The organism is Paenibacillus durus ATCC 35681 (assembly GCF_000993825.1).
Taxonomy (GTDB): domain Bacteria; phylum Bacillota; class Bacilli; order Paenibacillales; family Paenibacillaceae; genus Paenibacillus_AQ; species Paenibacillus_AQ durus_B.
The window spans coordinates 5,396,079-5,411,795 of record NZ_CP011114.1; the positions used below are offsets into that span (position 1 = coordinate 5,396,079).

15 protein-coding genes are annotated in these 15,717 nt (G+C 55.6%); 12 read left to right on the plus strand and 3 right to left on the minus strand.

Going from position 1 to position 15,717, the window contains the following annotated elements:
* Window positions 1-36 precede the first annotated feature (36 nt).
* The 3 genes from VK70_RS25250 (at window position 37) to VK70_RS25260 (ending at window position 3,509) form a co-directional block, all read left to right on the plus strand.
* Window positions 37-1,344 (plus strand): MFS transporter, encoded by a 1,308-nt coding sequence (locus VK70_RS25250; protein ID WP_025694335.1) that lies wholly within the window; start codon window positions 37-39, stop codon window positions 1,342-1,344.
* 159 nt (window positions 1,345-1,503) lie between these two features.
* Window positions 1,504-2,226: an ABC transporter ATP-binding protein gene (locus tag VK70_RS25255; protein ID WP_025694336.1), complete on the plus strand. Its 723-nt coding sequence runs from the start codon at window positions 1,504-1,506 to the stop codon at window positions 2,224-2,226.
* Between the two features lie 20 nt (window positions 2,227-2,246).
* Window positions 2,247-3,509 (plus strand): ABC transporter permease, encoded by a 1,263-nt coding sequence (locus tag VK70_RS25260; protein ID WP_046723954.1) that lies wholly within the window; start codon window positions 2,247-2,249, stop codon window positions 3,507-3,509.
* 137 nt (window positions 3,510-3,646) lie between these two features.
* On the opposite strand, the gene VK70_RS25265 is transcribed toward VK70_RS25260, so the two are convergent.
* On the minus strand, window positions 3,647-4,912 hold the full coding sequence (locus VK70_RS25265; RefSeq protein ID WP_046723956.1) for a BaiN/RdsA family NAD(P)/FAD-dependent oxidoreductase: 1,266 nt from the start codon (window positions 4,910-4,912) through the stop codon (window positions 3,647-3,649).
* A gap of 265 nt (window positions 4,913-5,177) precedes the next feature.
* Here VK70_RS25265 and VK70_RS25270 point away from each other — a divergent pair, with 265 nt between their 5' ends.
* The 3 genes from VK70_RS25270 to nadE all read left to right on the plus strand — a co-directional run bounded on the left by VK70_RS25270 (window position 5,178) and on the right by nadE (window position 8,366).
* Window positions 5,178-6,899, plus strand: a complete 1,722-nt coding sequence (locus VK70_RS25270) for an ATP-binding protein (RefSeq protein WP_155986986.1) — start codon at window positions 5,178-5,180, stop codon at window positions 6,897-6,899.
* Between the two features lie 113 nt (window positions 6,900-7,012).
* A complete protein-coding gene (locus tag VK70_RS25275) occupies window positions 7,013-7,447 on the plus strand; it encodes a BrxA/BrxB family bacilliredoxin (RefSeq protein ID WP_025700197.1) in 435 nt (144 codons plus the stop codon).
* A gap of 109 nt (window positions 7,448-7,556) precedes the next feature.
* Entirely contained in the window at window positions 7,557-8,366 is an 810-nt protein-coding gene (gene nadE / locus VK70_RS25280; protein WP_025700199.1) for an NAD(+) synthase, read from the plus strand.
* 97 nt (window positions 8,367-8,463) lie between these two features.
* Here the strand turns inward: nadE and VK70_RS25285 are convergent, their stop codons facing one another.
* Window positions 8,464-9,288, minus strand: a complete 825-nt coding sequence (locus VK70_RS25285; protein ID WP_025700201.1) for an alpha/beta hydrolase family protein — start codon at window positions 9,286-9,288, stop codon at window positions 8,464-8,466.
* Window positions 9,289-9,477: 189 nt separating this feature from the next.
* Here VK70_RS25285 and acpS point away from each other — a divergent pair, with 189 nt between their 5' ends.
* Together acpS and mutY are read left to right on the plus strand one after the other, a co-directional pair.
* The gene (gene acpS / locus VK70_RS25290) at window positions 9,478-9,876 is read left to right on the plus strand and encodes a holo-ACP synthase (RefSeq protein ID WP_025700203.1); all 399 of its coding nucleotides are present in this window, start codon (window positions 9,478-9,480) and stop codon (window positions 9,874-9,876) included.
* Window positions 9,877-10,145: 269 nt separating this feature from the next.
* Window positions 10,146-11,396: an A/G-specific adenine glycosylase gene (gene mutY / locus VK70_RS25295; protein WP_411431688.1), complete on the plus strand. Its 1,251-nt coding sequence runs from the start codon at window positions 10,146-10,148 to the stop codon at window positions 11,394-11,396.
* Window positions 11,397-11,681: 285 nt separating this feature from the next.
* On the opposite strand, the gene VK70_RS25300 is transcribed toward mutY, so the two are convergent.
* Complete coding sequence (locus tag VK70_RS25300; protein WP_025696908.1) at window positions 11,682-12,290, minus strand: superoxide dismutase; 609 nt, start codon at window positions 12,288-12,290, stop codon at window positions 11,682-11,684.
* Between the two features lie 496 nt (window positions 12,291-12,786).
* On the opposite strand from VK70_RS25300, the gene VK70_RS25305 reads away from it, so the two are divergent.
* The 4 genes from VK70_RS25305 to folE all read left to right on the plus strand — a co-directional run bounded on the left by VK70_RS25305 (window position 12,787) and on the right by folE (window position 15,623).
* Entirely contained in the window at window positions 12,787-13,206 is a 420-nt protein-coding gene (locus VK70_RS25305) for a GNAT family N-acetyltransferase (protein WP_025696909.1), read from the plus strand.
* A gap of 214 nt (window positions 13,207-13,420) precedes the next feature.
* A complete protein-coding gene (gene queG / locus VK70_RS25310) occupies window positions 13,421-14,605 on the plus strand; it encodes a tRNA epoxyqueuosine(34) reductase QueG (RefSeq protein WP_036641350.1) in 1,185 nt (394 codons plus the stop codon).
* A 118-nt stretch (window positions 14,606-14,723) separates the two neighbouring features.
* Window positions 14,724-14,978 (plus strand): YneF family protein, encoded by a 255-nt coding sequence (locus VK70_RS25315; RefSeq protein WP_025696911.1) that lies wholly within the window; start codon window positions 14,724-14,726, stop codon window positions 14,976-14,978.
* A 51-nt stretch (window positions 14,979-15,029) separates the two neighbouring features.
* Window positions 15,030-15,623: a GTP cyclohydrolase I FolE gene (folE, locus tag VK70_RS25320; protein WP_025696912.1), complete on the plus strand. Its 594-nt coding sequence runs from the start codon at window positions 15,030-15,032 to the stop codon at window positions 15,621-15,623.
* The last annotated feature ends 94 nt before the right edge of the window (window positions 15,624-15,717 follow it).

The window sequence follows — 15,717 nt, forward strand, 5'->3', positions numbered from 1 at the left end:
TTTATGAAGCAAAGGGACGACAGGAGTGGTATGACAATGAGTAATCAGAACTCTGACAATGTACAAAAAAACAAGCTGACGCTGAGCCGCCCGCTGACGCTGCTGCTCTCGGCGCAGCTCATATCCAATATGGGCGATTGGCTCCATGTGCTCGCGCTGCTGACGATGGTCGGCTTGAAATGGCACGCGACGCCCTGGGAAATTACCGCCATCTCGCTCTGTATGGCGGCTCCGATGCTGCTGGGCGGACCTTTCGCCGGCGTGGCAGCCGACAGGCTGAATCGCAAAGCGCTGATGATCGGCTCGGATATAGCCCGTGCGGTTATTGTGGCCTCGCTCGTATTCGCCGGATCGCTAACCCAAGTCTACGTGCTGCTGCTGCTCAAGGGAACGATGGATGTGATCTTCTCCCCGGCCAAGAGCGGCAAGCTCAAGGAACTGGTTCCCGCCTCCCAAATGGATGCCGCAGTTGGCTTAAGCTCTTCCATAGAGCAGATCACGAAGATTCTCGGCCCCGCTCTTGGCGGTCTGCTTGTGGCGCTGTTTGGCATCTCCGCCTGTTATCTGATTGACGCGGCAACGTTTCTGGCCTCGGCCGCGATTCTGGTCGCTCTGCCGCGGGGACGCAGAGCGGGGGCTTCGGTCCGGACGGAAGGACGCGCCGGAGATCGGCAATCTTTCCGCCGGGAAATGGCTGCGGGTCTGCGGATAATTGCCGGAATGCCCGCCGTACTCAGCGGCATTCTCATGCTCGTATTAGTGCTGCTTGTGCTGAATATCGCCGATTCACAGCTCGTGACGCTGTTCCGGACTATTCCTGGTGTTAGCGGCGATCTGCTGGGCTGGTGCGTCGGGGCAAGCGGACTCGGCACGCTGATCGCTGCCCTGCTGGCCGGACGGATGGGCGGCTCGCGGCATCCGCTTCTATTCATGGGCATTGGCGCAGTATTGATGGGAGCGGTATTCGCCGGCGCGGCTGTGGCGACCGCTGCCGGCAGACCGGGGGCGGTCATGTATATCATTTTGTTTTCGGCTTTTATGCTGGCGGGAGCCGGGGCCGGATTTGTCTTCATTCCGTTTCAGGCGATGCTGCAGAAACGGACGCCTGAAGCCTACACCGGCCGGGTCTTCGGAACGGTAAACAGTCTGACCAGCACGTCCGTCATTCTGGGCCCGGTGGCCGGCGGAGCGCTGGTAACGGCCTCAGGCCCGGTATTCGCCTATATCGTCTCCGGCCTGCTTACCCTGCTGCTTGGCGCGGCAATGCTGGCGCTGCGGGGACTCATCGAACGCAGGGATCGCGGGGCCGGCGCGGAAAGCCTAGAAGAACCGGCTGCCGTGTAATCTTAAAGAATCGCTGCAAAAGCCGTGAGCAGATGGTAAGATGTGTATTAGCGTCTGGAGCGGGATTATACTCATAGACCTTATCTATAACGTTTTTGGGAGATGGAGTAGATGGAAGAGCGGGAAGCGGTCAGGGATTTCCCGGAACAGGAACTGGAAATGGAAATGCCGGAGCGGGACGATATTGTACTGGATGTTTCCATAGCCGAGGCGGGTTATGAGGAAGGGGATGTCCGCATCGCCGATATTTCGTTTGAGGTCCGGCGCGGTCAGCTGCTTGGGCTAATCGGTCCGAACGGGGCCGGCAAAAGTACGACAATCAAGACGCTGCTCGGGCTGCTGAAGCATGCGAAGGCTAAGGTTGCGATCGGCGGTTCGGGGGGCGGTTCTTACGCCTATGTGCCGGAGCAGCCGGTCTTTTACGAGGAGCTGACGCTGTGGGAGCACCTGGACCTGTCGGCTGCCGCTTACGGGCTGGACTATGGGAGCTTCAAGGAGGCGGCGGAGCGGCTGCTCCGCCAGTTCGGCATGGAGCATGTGCGCGATGATCTGCCGGCGGGCTTCTCCAAAGGGATGAAGCAGAAAATGATGCTGATGCTCGGATTTCTTGTACAGCCCGACGTCTACATCGTGGACGAGCCTTTTATCGGACTTGATCCGCGCGCGACCAAAGACTTCCTGCGTCTGCTGGAGACGGAGCGGCGGCGGGGGGCGGGAGTGCTGATGTCCACGCATGTGCTGGATACGGCGGAGAATATCTGCGATTCGTTTGTTCTTGTGTCCGCCGGCCGCGTGGCGGCTTCGGGCACGCTGGAAAATATCCGCGCGGCGGCAGGGCTGCCGGAAGCCTCGCTGTTCGACTGCTTCGATGCGCTGGCATGACAAGGAGGGAGACGTTAGCCATGAGCAACTTAGAAGAAAGCCGCGACGGCTATGGTATCCGGACTCCTGGCAGCCTGCTGAGAAGGCGGCTTGGGCACCACTGGAAAGAACAATGGGGCATCATCCGCACCGCTGCGGACTGGACAGTGTTTCTCTATTTCCTTATCCCGGGCGGGCTGCTTGGCGGAAGATTTTATTACGGGTTCTGGAATGAGCCGCTTCCGGCATGGGTTACACTGCTGCCCTATGCTCTCTTGCCGGCGCTGTTGGCCCTTCTGATGCAGGGCGGTATTCTGCTGCTGCTGCATGAAGGCGACCTGCTGTTCTTACGGCAGCGCAAGAATTGGATACGCACGGTCGTGTCCGGCGGAATTTTGTACAGCCTGTCGGTAACGGCGCTGAAAATTACAGCAGGCTTTCTGCTTCTGCTGCCTTTTCTTGTTCGCGGCTACGGGCTAAGCGGGACGGACGCGGGAGCGCTGCTTGTTCTGAGTCTATGCTGCGGGATATGCGTCAAGCTGCTTACGCATAACGTAAGGGTACAGAAGCAGGGCTGGCGCAGGTGGCTGTGGATGCTGCTCGCCGCATGGCTGCCCAGCGGGCTCTACATTCGCGCTGCCGTCGCCTGGAGCGCCCATCCGGCGCTGCTGCTGCTTGCCGCCGCCGTCTATGCGGCTGCTGCGGCTGCCGGGCTGCGGGCAAGGCTGACCTTGCGCGGCACGTTCCTCGGCGATGTGCGCGAGGATTTCAAGCAGCGGATGAAGATCGCCGGACTGCTACTAAGAGGCGTTATCGACAAGCCGCGGCCGACCCGGCATAAGCCCTGGATCTTCCGTAAGTCCCGGCCGCTGCTGCGCCCCAGTTCCCCCGAAAGCCGGCTGGCCGGAGCGTCCATTAAGGCGTTTATACGTAATTCGGGACATTTAAAGCTGTATCTTCAGTTTTTTGGAGTAGGTGCCGTGGCGATTCTGATCGTACCGGGCGTCCTGAAATGGGCCGTCTGCATTGTGCTGGTCTTCTTGATGGCCTCGTGGCTGGTGTCTTACTGGAAAGTGTTCGCAGGCGATGAATTTATCGCGCTGCTCCCGTTCAGCAAAGACCGGAAAGCGGACGCGGGGAGTCTGGCGGTTCCGATTCTCCTGCTTCCCTTTTCCATATTGTGCGCGGCAGTCGCCTCAGTGCCGCTGTACGGCTGGTGGGGGCTTGCGGTATTCATCCCCACCGGCGCGGTGATCGGCATTATGGCTGCCAGAGTGTTTACAGCCTTTCGCCTGGCCGGGTAAATACGCATAGAATCGAAAAACCAGCGTGAACGCCGAGGACTCTTCGTTCGCACTGGTTTTGATTTACGGAAAATGCTGTTTCATTTTTCGTTTGACGGGGTAAGTGGAATTGCTCTCAGAAATTAGGGAAACCACCTTCAGGATTCCTGCTGTGCGGCATGTATTCCGGCCGTATACCCTGTTGAGAAAGCCGCGGTAATATTGTACCCGCCCGTATATCCGTGTATATCCAAAATTTCACCGCAGAAATACAGACCCGGCATCAGCTTGGATTGCATCGTTCCGGGATCAATTTCTTTTAAATGGACGCCGCCCCCGGTAACAAAGGCTTCCTCCAGCGGACGGGTGCCGTGGACAAGAATCGGCATGCGCTTTAACAGGGAAGCAAGCGCCGCCTGGGCGCTTTTGGAGAGATTGGGGCCTGTAAGGTCGCCGTCGATTCCCGCCTTGGACAGCAAGAGCGGAATGAGCCGTTCCGGCAGCAGCCCTTTCAGCGCGTTGCGGATCGCCTTTTTCGGCTCTGCCTCCAGCTTGTCCCGAAGCTTCGCTTCCGTCTCATGGAGCCGCAAATCGGGGAAGAGATCAATCGACATCTCCACGGATTCCTTCCCTGTCTTGCGCTGCACCTGCCGCAGAAACTGGCTGCAGCGCAGCGCAATCGGACCGGACAGCCCGAAATGGGTGAAGATCATATCTCCTCTGTGGGAGATCAGCGGTTTGCCCCTTTCATTCCAGACGGAGAGCGTTACGTCGCGCAGGGAAAGCCCTTGCAGTTCTCCGGACTTGATCCAACTCTCGCGTGATACAATCGGTACTTCCGTCGGGTACAGCTCCGTAATGGTATGCCCCGCAGCCTCCGCCCAGAAAAAACCGTCGCCGGTAGAGCCGGTATGCGGAACCGATTTTCCTCCGGTCGCGATGACGACCGCCCGGGCTGTCAGCTTCTTGCCGGAAGCCAGCAGAATGCCTTGAACGCGGTCTGGCCCATAGAGCACTTCGCGGACGGGACTGCCCGTCATGATTTGAACGCCAAGATCTTTGACTTTGCCAATCAGAGCCGAGACGACGCTGGAGGCTTTATCGGAAACAGGGAACATTCGGCCGTTATCTTCTTCCTTTAATTGTATTCCCAAATCTTCAAAAAAAGCGACAATGGAACGGTTATCGAAATGGCGAAGAGCGCTGTGCAAAAAACGTCCATTGCCCGGAATATGAGCAATCAGCTCTGCTGTATCCTTCATATTGGTTACATTGCAGCGGCCACCGCCCGAGATGCCGAGCTTGCGGCCCAGCTTGGTTCCCTTGTCAATTAACAGCACGGAGGCTCCGTGCTCGGCTGCGGCTACGCTCGCCATCAGACCGGAAGGTCCGCCGCCGATGACGATGATATCATATTCACTCATGAAATGGCTCCTTTAGTAAATTGCGGTGCTGCGGGTAATCTAGGGTCATCATACCATCACCGCCCCGGACGGGGCCAGTCCCGCTCTTTTTTTGAAATATGAGACTTTATAAGCTTCGCTCTTATCGTTTGGTCTTATATTTCTACGAGAAACGAATGCCCTCCTCCCGTGAGGATGGCAAAGCCGTTTCTTCTTATCCTTCCTTATTATCAGTAAACAGAGTATGCTTAATTCTAAGTTTGAGATCAATTAACCGAGTCGGACGGTGATCACAATTACAACCGCAGTGAAAGAGATTTTATTGCAAATGGCTGCTGCCTCCTCCTTTTTATTACTGTTTCAGTGGAGACTGAATCAAAGCCATATAACGCGCCGGCACCCCCGGTGCTCGGATGATTATGCTTTTCTCGTGATGGCCTGCGGGCTGAGTCTTGTCCTTTGCTCTCTGCTGTCCGGCAATCTGTTCGGGATGATCGATTTAAACTGGGGAATCCTGCCCGCATTTATCGGTATGTTATATGGAAGCCTCCGTTCCCGCGTCTTGCTTGCCCTAATGCTGCCGGTATGCACCTATGTATTCTCCTATCCGGCGACGCAAAGCCATGTGCTGCTTGATTCCGGCATATTCATGTATCCGCTTCTATTTGGTATGGCCAATAGATTCAAGTTTGGAAACGTTGTTGAAAAGATTGCCTTGCTCTGGATCGTCCTTGTGCCGTGCATGTTATTTATAGCGCTTACACCGTTGTTTGACGGGAATGATTTCTCCAGATTGCAGGATGGCCAAATGGCGCTTATCCTCTGCATGCTGTTCTTAAACCCTGTGCTCGGCGGCGTATTGATTTATATGCTTGAAGCAGCTTGGAACAAGCGCGAGATTGAGGAGCGCATCGCTTATATGTCGGAGAAATTCAGACGGGAAATAGGCGATCTTCAGCAGATTACCGATATGGTGCCGCTAAGCATCATTTCCATTGATGATAACGGAAGGATTACCAGTATTAATGAAACATCGATAAAAAAGTTGGAAATTGAGATCCCGCATATAACGAGGACCGATGTTCTAAACTGTACACTGTTCGATCTGGCGCATCGGCTGAAGCTGAACGATAACCGGGAATTGGATCACTTGCTGGACAGCGTTACCCGTAAGCAGAGGTTTATGGGAAAAGTAGCTTGTCTCGGCAAAATTCTGTATGTTCTGGCCGCCCCTCTGATTCCGAGAGACCAGGGACAGCAAGCGGGAATGGTTCTAATCATCCAGGATATGACGGAGGAAGAGAATATCCGAAGCGAGCTGGATCATGTCGAGCGGTTGACGCTGGTAGGCCGGATGGCGGCGGGAATTACCCATGAGATCCGCAATCCGATGGCGGTGGTGCGCGGCTTCCTGCAGCTGATGAGAGAAAAGAGTCCCTCGGACATGGAGTCCTACTACCGGATTGTCATGGATGAACTGGACCGGGCGAACAGTATTATTAACGACTTTTTGTCGCTTGCGCAGAGCGGGCTCTCCGGCAAGGAGGACAGCAATCTCCATGATGTGATTGAAGATCTGGCTCCGCTGCTGTGGGCCGACGCGAATCTTCGCGGGCAAAGCGTCGAGCTCAGGCTGTGCGACAAGCTGCCGCTGCTGCGGCTCAATACTAAAGAAATCAAGCAGCTTGTTCTGAACCTCGGTCGCAATGCCATGGAAGCGATGGAGCCGAAGGGAGTGCTTACGCTGGAGACCCGTTGTGTCCCCGAAAAGGTTGAGCTGCTGGTGAAGGATACGGGAAGCGGCATGTCGGACATAGAGCTGGAAAAATTATTTACCCCATTCTTTACCACAAAAGAACAGGGAACCGGGCTTGGCCTCCCGCTCTGTCTCAGTATCGCCGAACGGCATGGCGGCTCGATTGCCGTCCATTCCCGCCTGGGAGCGGGAACGGTGTTTACCGTCTCTTTTCCATATGAGAAGCAGGAGACAGCAACAGCCGTCTGTTAAAGATTTCAAAGCTGGCGGCGGCTTGCTTTCATCGAGTTGGAATGTATAATAAAGTTAGTAAGTTTCGCAATTAAGTTATCTAACAACCTAGGTGAAAAGGAGAGTGTTGAACCATGTCCATGTCTTTTGAGCAATATATGAGGGATTCGATTCAACCGATGCGCGACGATCTGACCAGTATTGGCTTCACGGAGCTGAAAACTCCGGAGGAAGTAGAGGCCGCGCTGCCTAACGCCAAGGGAACCACGCTTGTCGTTGTCAACTCCGTATGCGGGTGCGCCGCCGGCCAGTGCCGTCCCGGTGTTGCCCAGGCCCTTAAGAACGACGCGCTGCCGGATCATTTATTCACAGTCTTTGCCGGCCAGGAAAAGGAAGCGACCGCCAAAGCACGCGAGTATTTCGCTCCTTACCCGCCTTCTTCGCCTTCGATCGCCTTGATGAAGGATGGGGAGCTGGTGCATTTTATCGAGCGCCAAGGCGTGGAGAACCGTTCGGCTGGGGAAATCGCGGACGAGTTGAAGGAAATATTCGATCGTTACTGTAAATAAGGCTCAAGAATCTAATATGCGATCACGTCCCGCCGTACCGTTTCTTTTGGGTGCTGCGGGATTGTTTTTGATAAAAAGGTGTTGGAGCGATGAAAGTGAGTGAGCTGCATTGAGCATACAAGAAGAGATTATTGCCGCCCTTGGCGTAAAACCGGCGGTTGATGCAGAAGCGGAAGTGCGGCAGAGAGCCGATTTTCTGAAAGCGTATATCTTGGAATCGGGAACCAGGGGATTGCTGATCGCTATAAGCGGGGGTATAGAGAGCGCGGTGGCTGCGGGCCTGTGCAAACGTGCGACAGATGAGCTGAGCGCTGAGCAAGGCAAGGAATATATTACGCTTGGCGTGTTCCAGCCTTACGGGGAGCAAGAGGATTCCGGGCACAGCTACGAGACGGCCAAAGCGCTCGGGCTTAAGTATACGGTGGAGACGAATATCGGGGATGCGGTTGACGAGATTACGCTGGAAACGGAGTATGCTTTGAAGGCTATCGGGCAGCATCGCCATATGACGCATCGAGGCAAGGGAGAGCTCAAAGCGGGAGCGCGGATGGTGATCCAGCATGCGCTCTCCTTGGAGAACAACCTGCTGGTGGCCGGTACCGGCCATGCATCTGAAGCGATTTCCGGCCGCTGCGCCAAATGGGAAAGCGGAGCCGCTGATCTTGAGCCGCTCCGTTCCCTGAACCAGCGGCAGGTTCGCGAGCTGGCCTCTTATCTTGGCGTGCCGGCGGGAATCATCACGGCAGCGAAGGCCGCAGACCAGAGGGCGGGACAGACAGATGAAGCCAAGCTAGGCAATACTGAAGAAGTAATCAGTGATTATCTGGAAGGGAAACGGGTAGAGCCCGCAGCAGCTGAACTGCTGGAGAGCTTCTACCGCAAAGGGTCGTATAAGCGGAGCGCCATTCCCGGAATCTGAACCGGCCTCGCGCGATGTTAGCCGCACCGCCGCGGCAGCCCTGCGCTAGATGCGCGGGCGGCCCGCGGCGGTATTTGCTCTTTCGGTCACAAGGCCGCTAAGAGCGCAGCACCTGGTCGATAAAGGCTTCGGTCGCGGCGATTGCCTGCTCCACTTGCGGAGTAGGCCCGGCAAACGGATGGACCGTTCCGAAGGTGTGGTCTCCCCCCGGAATCTGAACCCAGTCGATGTCCGGCCTGATGGCGGTCAGCTTCTCCGAGCCTTGCCGCAGGCGGGCGCCATCCTTGCTTCCCTGAATAAGCGTGACCGGGAATTTGGCCGTCCGCATCCGCTCGATAATATTGTAGCGCTCCTTCTGCCGCTCCAAATCCTCCAGAATGACGGCGTCCAGCGGCATTTGCTGTCCAGTCCGGCCGTTCAGAACATAGGCGCGGCCTGTTTCGCGCATGTCCTTTTTCTGCTCCTCCGTGAAGAGATCCAGATCAGTGACGCCGTTCCAGGAAATGACGCCGGCGACTTCGCCGGGTGTATCAAGGGCATGCAGCAGACAGACGCCTCCGCCCCGGCTGTGCCCGAGAAGGAAGAGCGGCAGTCCGCCGAGCTTGGGATGCTGGCTGAGATAGGAGAGCAGAACATTTAGGTCTTTGAGCTCACGGTGGTATGTATTGCGGGCGAACTTCTCAAGCTCAGTGAAATTCTGGAGATCCGCGCCGATTCCGCCATGGGAGAAATTGAATGTCACGACCTCATGCTTACCGCTTAGCGATTCCGCGACATATGGAAACATTCCCCAATCTTTGAACCCTTTATAACCGTGCGCGATTACGATCAGGCTGTCTGCCTCTCCCCGGGAAGGGAAGCGGGTGCAGCGCAGAACGGAGTCATCCCCTGCGGGGATTTCAAAATTGATGCTTCGACTCATCAGAAAATGTCTCCTCTCTGTATGCCAAGGCGGCAAGTCCATGGCGGGTGCCGAAGCCGCTGCGGGAGCGGCGCATGGACTTCGGCGGTGTTTTCTTTTAAGATAGCAGAAAGCTTGCCTCAGCACTATACTATCTATATCATTTCCCATATGAATTTACGGAAAAAGAAGAATTGAGGAGCGTGTACCTTGATATACGGAATCGGGAATGATGTGCTGGAGATTAACCGGATCGCCGTTCTGCTGGAAGGGCGGCTCGGCGGCAGGTTTGCGCGCCGCGTCCTGACCGAAGGCGAGCTTTCCGTGGCGCGAAGCCGGGGCGGTCTCACGGCGGAATATGCCGCCGGAAGGTTTGCGGCCAAGGAGGCCATCGTCAAGGCGTTCGGCTGCGGAATCGGGGCGGCGCTGGGATTTACGGATATAGAAATACTCCCAGGGAAGCTGGGCCGGCCGGAAGCGGTCATTTCAGGCGAAGCTTGGGCGAGGCTGAATCTGCCGGAAGGATACGATTACATCATTCACCTTACGATCACGCATACCCGGGATCTGGCATCGGCCTTTGCCGTTGTCGAGCAGCGGGCGCATTAGCCGGGCAGCGGGTTTTCAACATATATAAGATGAACTTGAAAAATAACATCCGGGTAAGGAGTAACGAAGGGGAAGTTTGGAACTGTAGGAGCGATAGCGATCGCCTTTGTCTCCGGATTTCATCCGCGAAGAGCGGTTTTAATTGAGAAATCTGGGGACAACAGCGGCCGGAAGTCCAAACATTCCTCGTAGTTACGACTGATATCTGATGGGAAAATCTTAAGTTCATTTTATATAAACTTCGAATTAAAACAGCAAGGAGCGTAAACATGGCACAGGATGAAGAACAGCGGGACATGGAGAGGCGGGAGGACATGGCGTTCTTCAGCCGCCATTTGCTGGAGTGGTACCACGGGCAGAAGCGCGATTTGCCGTGGCGGCGCTCCCGCGACCCTTATCATATATGGGTATCGGAAATTATGCTGCAGCAGACCCGGGTGGATACGGTCATCCCGTATTTCAACCGCTTTATCGGGCAGTTTCCCACAATTGAATCTTTGGCCGATGCGCCGGAGGAAGAGGTGCTGAAATGCTGGGAAGGGCTCGGCTACTACTCCAGAGCCCGGAACTTGCAGCATGCCGCAAGACAGGTGAAGGAATCCTACGGCGGGAAGGTTCCGGACGACCGCGAAGCGGTATTCGGGTTGAAGGGCGTAGGCCCTTATACGGCGGGGGCGATTCTCAGCATCGCTTTTAACCGGCCGGAGCCGGCGGTGGACGGGAATGTCATGCGGGTGCTGTCCCGCTTCTTTCTGATTGAGGACGATATCGCCAAGGCCAAGACCCGGGTCAAAATGGAAGTATTAGCAAAGGAGCTTATTCCTAGCGACGAAGCGTCCCATTTCAATCAGGCGCTGATGGAACACGGGGCGCTGGTCTGCACCCCGAAATCGCCGCGCTGCCTGGTCTGCCCGGTGATGGAACGCTGCGCCGGGCGGCTCGCGGGCCGCGAGACCTCGCTGCCCGTCAAGACCAAGGCCAAGCCGCCGCGCCCGGAAACGCGGCTCGCGGCCCTGGTGGAGGGCCGCGGCGAGCACGCGGGCCGGGTGCTGATCCGGCAGCGGCCGTCCAGCGGGCTTCTGGCCCGCATGTGGGAGCTGCCGCACTGGCCGGCGCCGGAGGCTCCCGGCGCCGGCGCCGCGCGGCCGGGCGATGCGGCCGCGATGGACCGGCTGCGCCGGTCCCTGGCCGAGGCGGGGATCGCCGCCCGGCCGGAGGGGCATTTTATGGCTGCCGAGCACACGTTCAGCCATATCCATTGGACCCTGCAGGTGTACCGCTGCAGGGAGGAGGCGCTTCCGCTGCCTGTGGCGGCGGAAGCTCGGGCGCCGTACGCTACGGAGCGTACGGCCGAAGCGGCGCCTGAGCTCTTCGCCGACGAGAGCGGGCAATCCGCGGAACGGGCGGAAATGCGCTGGATTGGGCGCGGGGACATGGCGCAATACGCTTTTCCGAACGTATTTCTTAAGCTGTTGAACGCCTACTTCGATGACAGGGATGCCGCAGCATCCGGCGGGTAGGATGCTTAGCCGGAATGTTCTGCCTCCACAGGGCGGCTTTAGCGAGATTGCCAAAGCCCGGTCCGCCGGTTCGTAAGCGCCATTTCGGCAGAATGAAGGAATAAACATAAAAAGGGATTGCCCCGTGCGGGACAATCCCTTCTTCAAAATATAAGACTTTATAAGCTTCGCGCCTATCGTTTGGTCTTATACTTCTACGAGAAACGGATGCCCTCCTATTACGGGGACGGCGCAGCCGTTTCTTCTTGCTATGGTTTGAACTTGCTGTACAAATCCGTCAGCGGTTTACTTCGCGCTGTCGTAGAGTTTGCCGACGGCTTCCCAGTTTACAACGTTCCAGAATGCTTTGATGTAGTCAGGGCGTTTGTTTTGATATTTCAGGTAGTAGGCATGCTCCCATACGTCAAGTCCGAGCAGCGGAGTCGCGCCTTCCATCAATGGGCTGTCTTGGTTAGGCGTGCTGGTCACGAACAGTTTGCCGTCCTTGAGCGCGAGCCAAGCCCAGCCGCTGCCGAAGCGGGTTGTTGCCGCCACAGCGAAGTCTTCCTTGAATTTCTCGAAGCCGCCCAGCTCGCTGTCAATAGCGCCGGCCAATGCTCCGGTTGGAGCTCCACCGGCATTCGGTCCAATCGTTTCCCAGAACAGGGAGTGGTTAGCGTGACCTCCGCCATTGTTGCGTACTGCGGTGCGGATCGCTTCCGGTACGGCATCCAGATTGGAAATCAGTTCTTCCAGACCTTTGCCTTGCAGTTCGGGTGCCTTTTCCAGTGCGGCGTTGAGATTGGTCACATAGGTGTTGTGGTGTCTGTCGTGATGAATCTCCATCGTTGTAGCATCGATGTGCGGTTCGAGAGCGTCATTTGGATAAGGAAGTGCCGGTAATTCAAATGCCATGGAAAAATCCCTCCTGAATTGTAATTGGAATTTGTATAGATAAAAGACTCTGCCGCTTGCGGGGCGCCATAATCTTTTATGTCAATGTCAATTATAGGTCCTGCTTCCAAGCTCATATTCATATTAAACCGTATCTGAAAGGAGAATGCAACACTAAACAAACTAAAACGTTTATAAAGTAAATCAACTGTAATTCCCGACAAAATTAGCCACAATGTATGTAAACCCGATGTTAACTACGTTAATATTTCCTGAAAAAAGCAACCTATACACTAAATTCTTCCTGAAAGATGAACAATTTGTATAAAGTGCCGTGAATCCGCTTACTTACAAGCGCTTACGCGATAAAAGTAATGATATCGCCCGAAATATATGTTTTAATAGAAATAAGAGCAGGCATTCCTCGCTAGTTGATGCTTTTTATGCCCTCCTGAATATAAAGGGAACTCCTTCTTTTTGTAAAATCCAAAGCTAAAGAAAAGGGAGACTGTAAAGAATGCACGTTCGTTCCTTTCAATTAAGCGACGTAAGTCCAGTGACTGAACTGCTGCAAGCCGCCTTATCTGAAGAATGTTTCGAGAACACCATCGAACCCTTATCCAGACAGCTTTCATGGGATTCCAATCTCATTGTTGTTGCGGAAGAAGAAGGGGAAATTGTCGGAGCGCTGATTGGCACGATTGAGAGAAATTATGGTTGTTATTTCCGTATTGCCGTTCATCCCGATTATCGCCGCAGAGGAATCGGCAGAAGTCTTGTATCCGCTATGGAGAATAGATTTCAAGCGCGCAAGGTCAACGGAATTTACGTTGTCGGCGACGAGCATAACGAGGCTGCCCTCCCCCTGTACGAAGCGATGGGTTATGGCGAGAACCAGATCTTTAAATCGGTGCGAAAGCTGAGCATCGTCGGGTGATTAAGGACAGGTTAGCCGGCATTGCGAAAGCGGAAACATTAACCATATAAGAGCAGCGCCACCGGAGCCGGGAGACGGTTCCTTTTCCACTTCAGCATATCATCCCTACGTTGCAAACGGTAGGGAGATATGCTTTTCTATTGTCAAGACGTTATCCGAATAGAATGTAGAATGAAATTGGCTGTACACGATGACCTGAGAGGAGGCGGAGGTAATGAACACCCCGGAATACACATCTTATGCGCCCCCGCCCCCAAGGTGGGAGAGCCTGAAGAAAGAAATCAAGGAAGCGGCGCAGACGCTCGGTATTGACGATATCGGATTTACGACGGCGGAGCCGTTTCTTTTTTTGAAAAATCTGCTGCAGGAGCACCGGGACAAGGGCTATGATTCCGGCTTTGAGGAGCCGGATTTGGACAAGCGAACGATTCCCGCGCTGCGGGAAGGAGAGGCGAAGTCAATCATCGCCATCGCGGTGGCCTATCCGTCCAAAATGGACAATCCTCCAAAGTCCGAGCCGGGTGAGCGCAGGGGCATTCTGGCGAGATCGGCCTGGGGCCGGGATTATCATCTCGTGCTGCGCGAGGCGCTGGAACGTCTGGAAGCGTTTATCCGTCAGCGGGTGCCTGATGCCGTGATGGAGAGCATGGTGGATACCGGCGTTCTGGTGGACCGGGCGGTGGCGGAGCGGGCGGGCATCGGCTTCAGCGGCAAAAACTGCGCGGTCATTTCGCCGAAATGGGGCTCGTGGATTTATCTCGGCGAGATGATCACGAATATTCCCTTTCCGCCGGACACGCCCGTAACGGAAGGCTGCGGCACATGCACGAAATGCATTGACGCCTGTCCCACGGGGGCGCTTGTCGGGCCTGGAGAGCTTAACGCCCAGGCTTGTATCTCTTACCTGACGCAGACCAAAGGCTTTCTTGACGAGACGTACATGGCCAAAATCGGCAACCGTCTGTACGGCTGCGATACTTGCCAGATTGTCTGCCCCCACAACCGGGGAAAGAACTGGAATCACCATGAAGAGCTGCTGCCCGATCCCGAGCAGGCAAAGCCGCTGCTGCTGCCGATTCTTGACCTCAGCAACCGCGAGTTCAAGGAGAAATTCGGAAGCAGCGCCGCCGCCTGGAGAGGGAAAAAGCCCATCCAGCGCAACGCCGTTATCGCGCTCGGCAATTTCAAAGACGCGTCCGCCGTGCCGAAGCTGAGCGAAGTGCTGCTCCGTGACCCGCGTCCCGAATTGCGCGGCGCGGCGGCCTGGGCGCTTGGCGCCATCGGCGGCGAAGCGGCGCTTGCGGCTGTGGAGCTTGCGCTGGAGAGTGAGCAGGACGAGGAAGTCGCCGGACGTTTGGGCCGGGCGAAGTCCCGGCTGGCAGGCCCAATAGACCCTTAACAGCAGAAGCGGACGGACAGTTTCGGATTCCCAATTGCTGTCCAGTTCTTGAAATGCTATGATAGATTCGCGCGCGTTAAGCTGCGCGTCATATTACAGCTCAGAGGTGGGTTTTTAAATGACTATTGCACTTCCTATTATTACGCTGGTTGTGGGGCTGCTCGGCGGCTTTTTTATCGGTGTATATTATCTGCGCAGGCAAATGACCAGCATGCAGAATGATCCGGAGATGCTGCAAAAGGTTGCCAAGCAGATGGGATATAATTTGAACAGTAAGCAAATGCAGCGCGCCCAGCAAATGATGAAGAACCAGAACGTGCCGGGACGTGGTCCGTCCGGCGGAAATAAAGGACCAAAAAGAAAGAGCAAGTAACCGGACTGGGCTTCCGCTTGTCAGCGGGGACGGTCTGAAGGAGGAAGTTTCATGGGCGGAGTCAAAGATTATGTGAATGGCAGCGTGTCGGCCAACCGTGAGAAGATAGAGTATCATGTTCAGAAAATATTGGAGCTGATCGGCGAGGATACCGGAAGGGAAGGGCTGCTGGAGACGCCTGCCCGGGTAACGCGGATGTACGAGGAGATTTTCGCCGGATATTCCGTCGACCCTAGAGAAGTTCTTGGTGTTACTTTTAATGAGTCCCATGAAGAGCTCGTTATTGTCAAGGACATCGTCTATTACAGCCAGTGCGAACACCATATGGCTCCTTTCTTCGGCAAGGTGCATATCGGGTACATTCCGAGCGGACGCATTGCCGGGCTAAGCAAGCTGGCGCGGCTGGTGGAAGCCGTGACGCGCCGCCTGCAGGTGCAGGAGCGCATCACCACGCAAATCGCCGACATCATGACCGAAGTGCTGAATCCGAATGGTGTCATGGTGGTTGTCGAAGGAGAGCATCTGTGCATGTGCGCCCGGGGCGTCAAGAAGCCGGGCAGCAAGACGGTTACCTCGGCTGTTAGGGGAATCTTCCGTGAGAACCCGGCTACCCGGGCGGAATTTCTGTCATTAATCAAGGAATAACGGTATCGGCGGCAAACCGGCCCCCTGAAATTTTTCAGGGGGCCGGTTATTTAATGATGAAATATTCGGGGCCTAGAAAAGTATTTGGAATAAG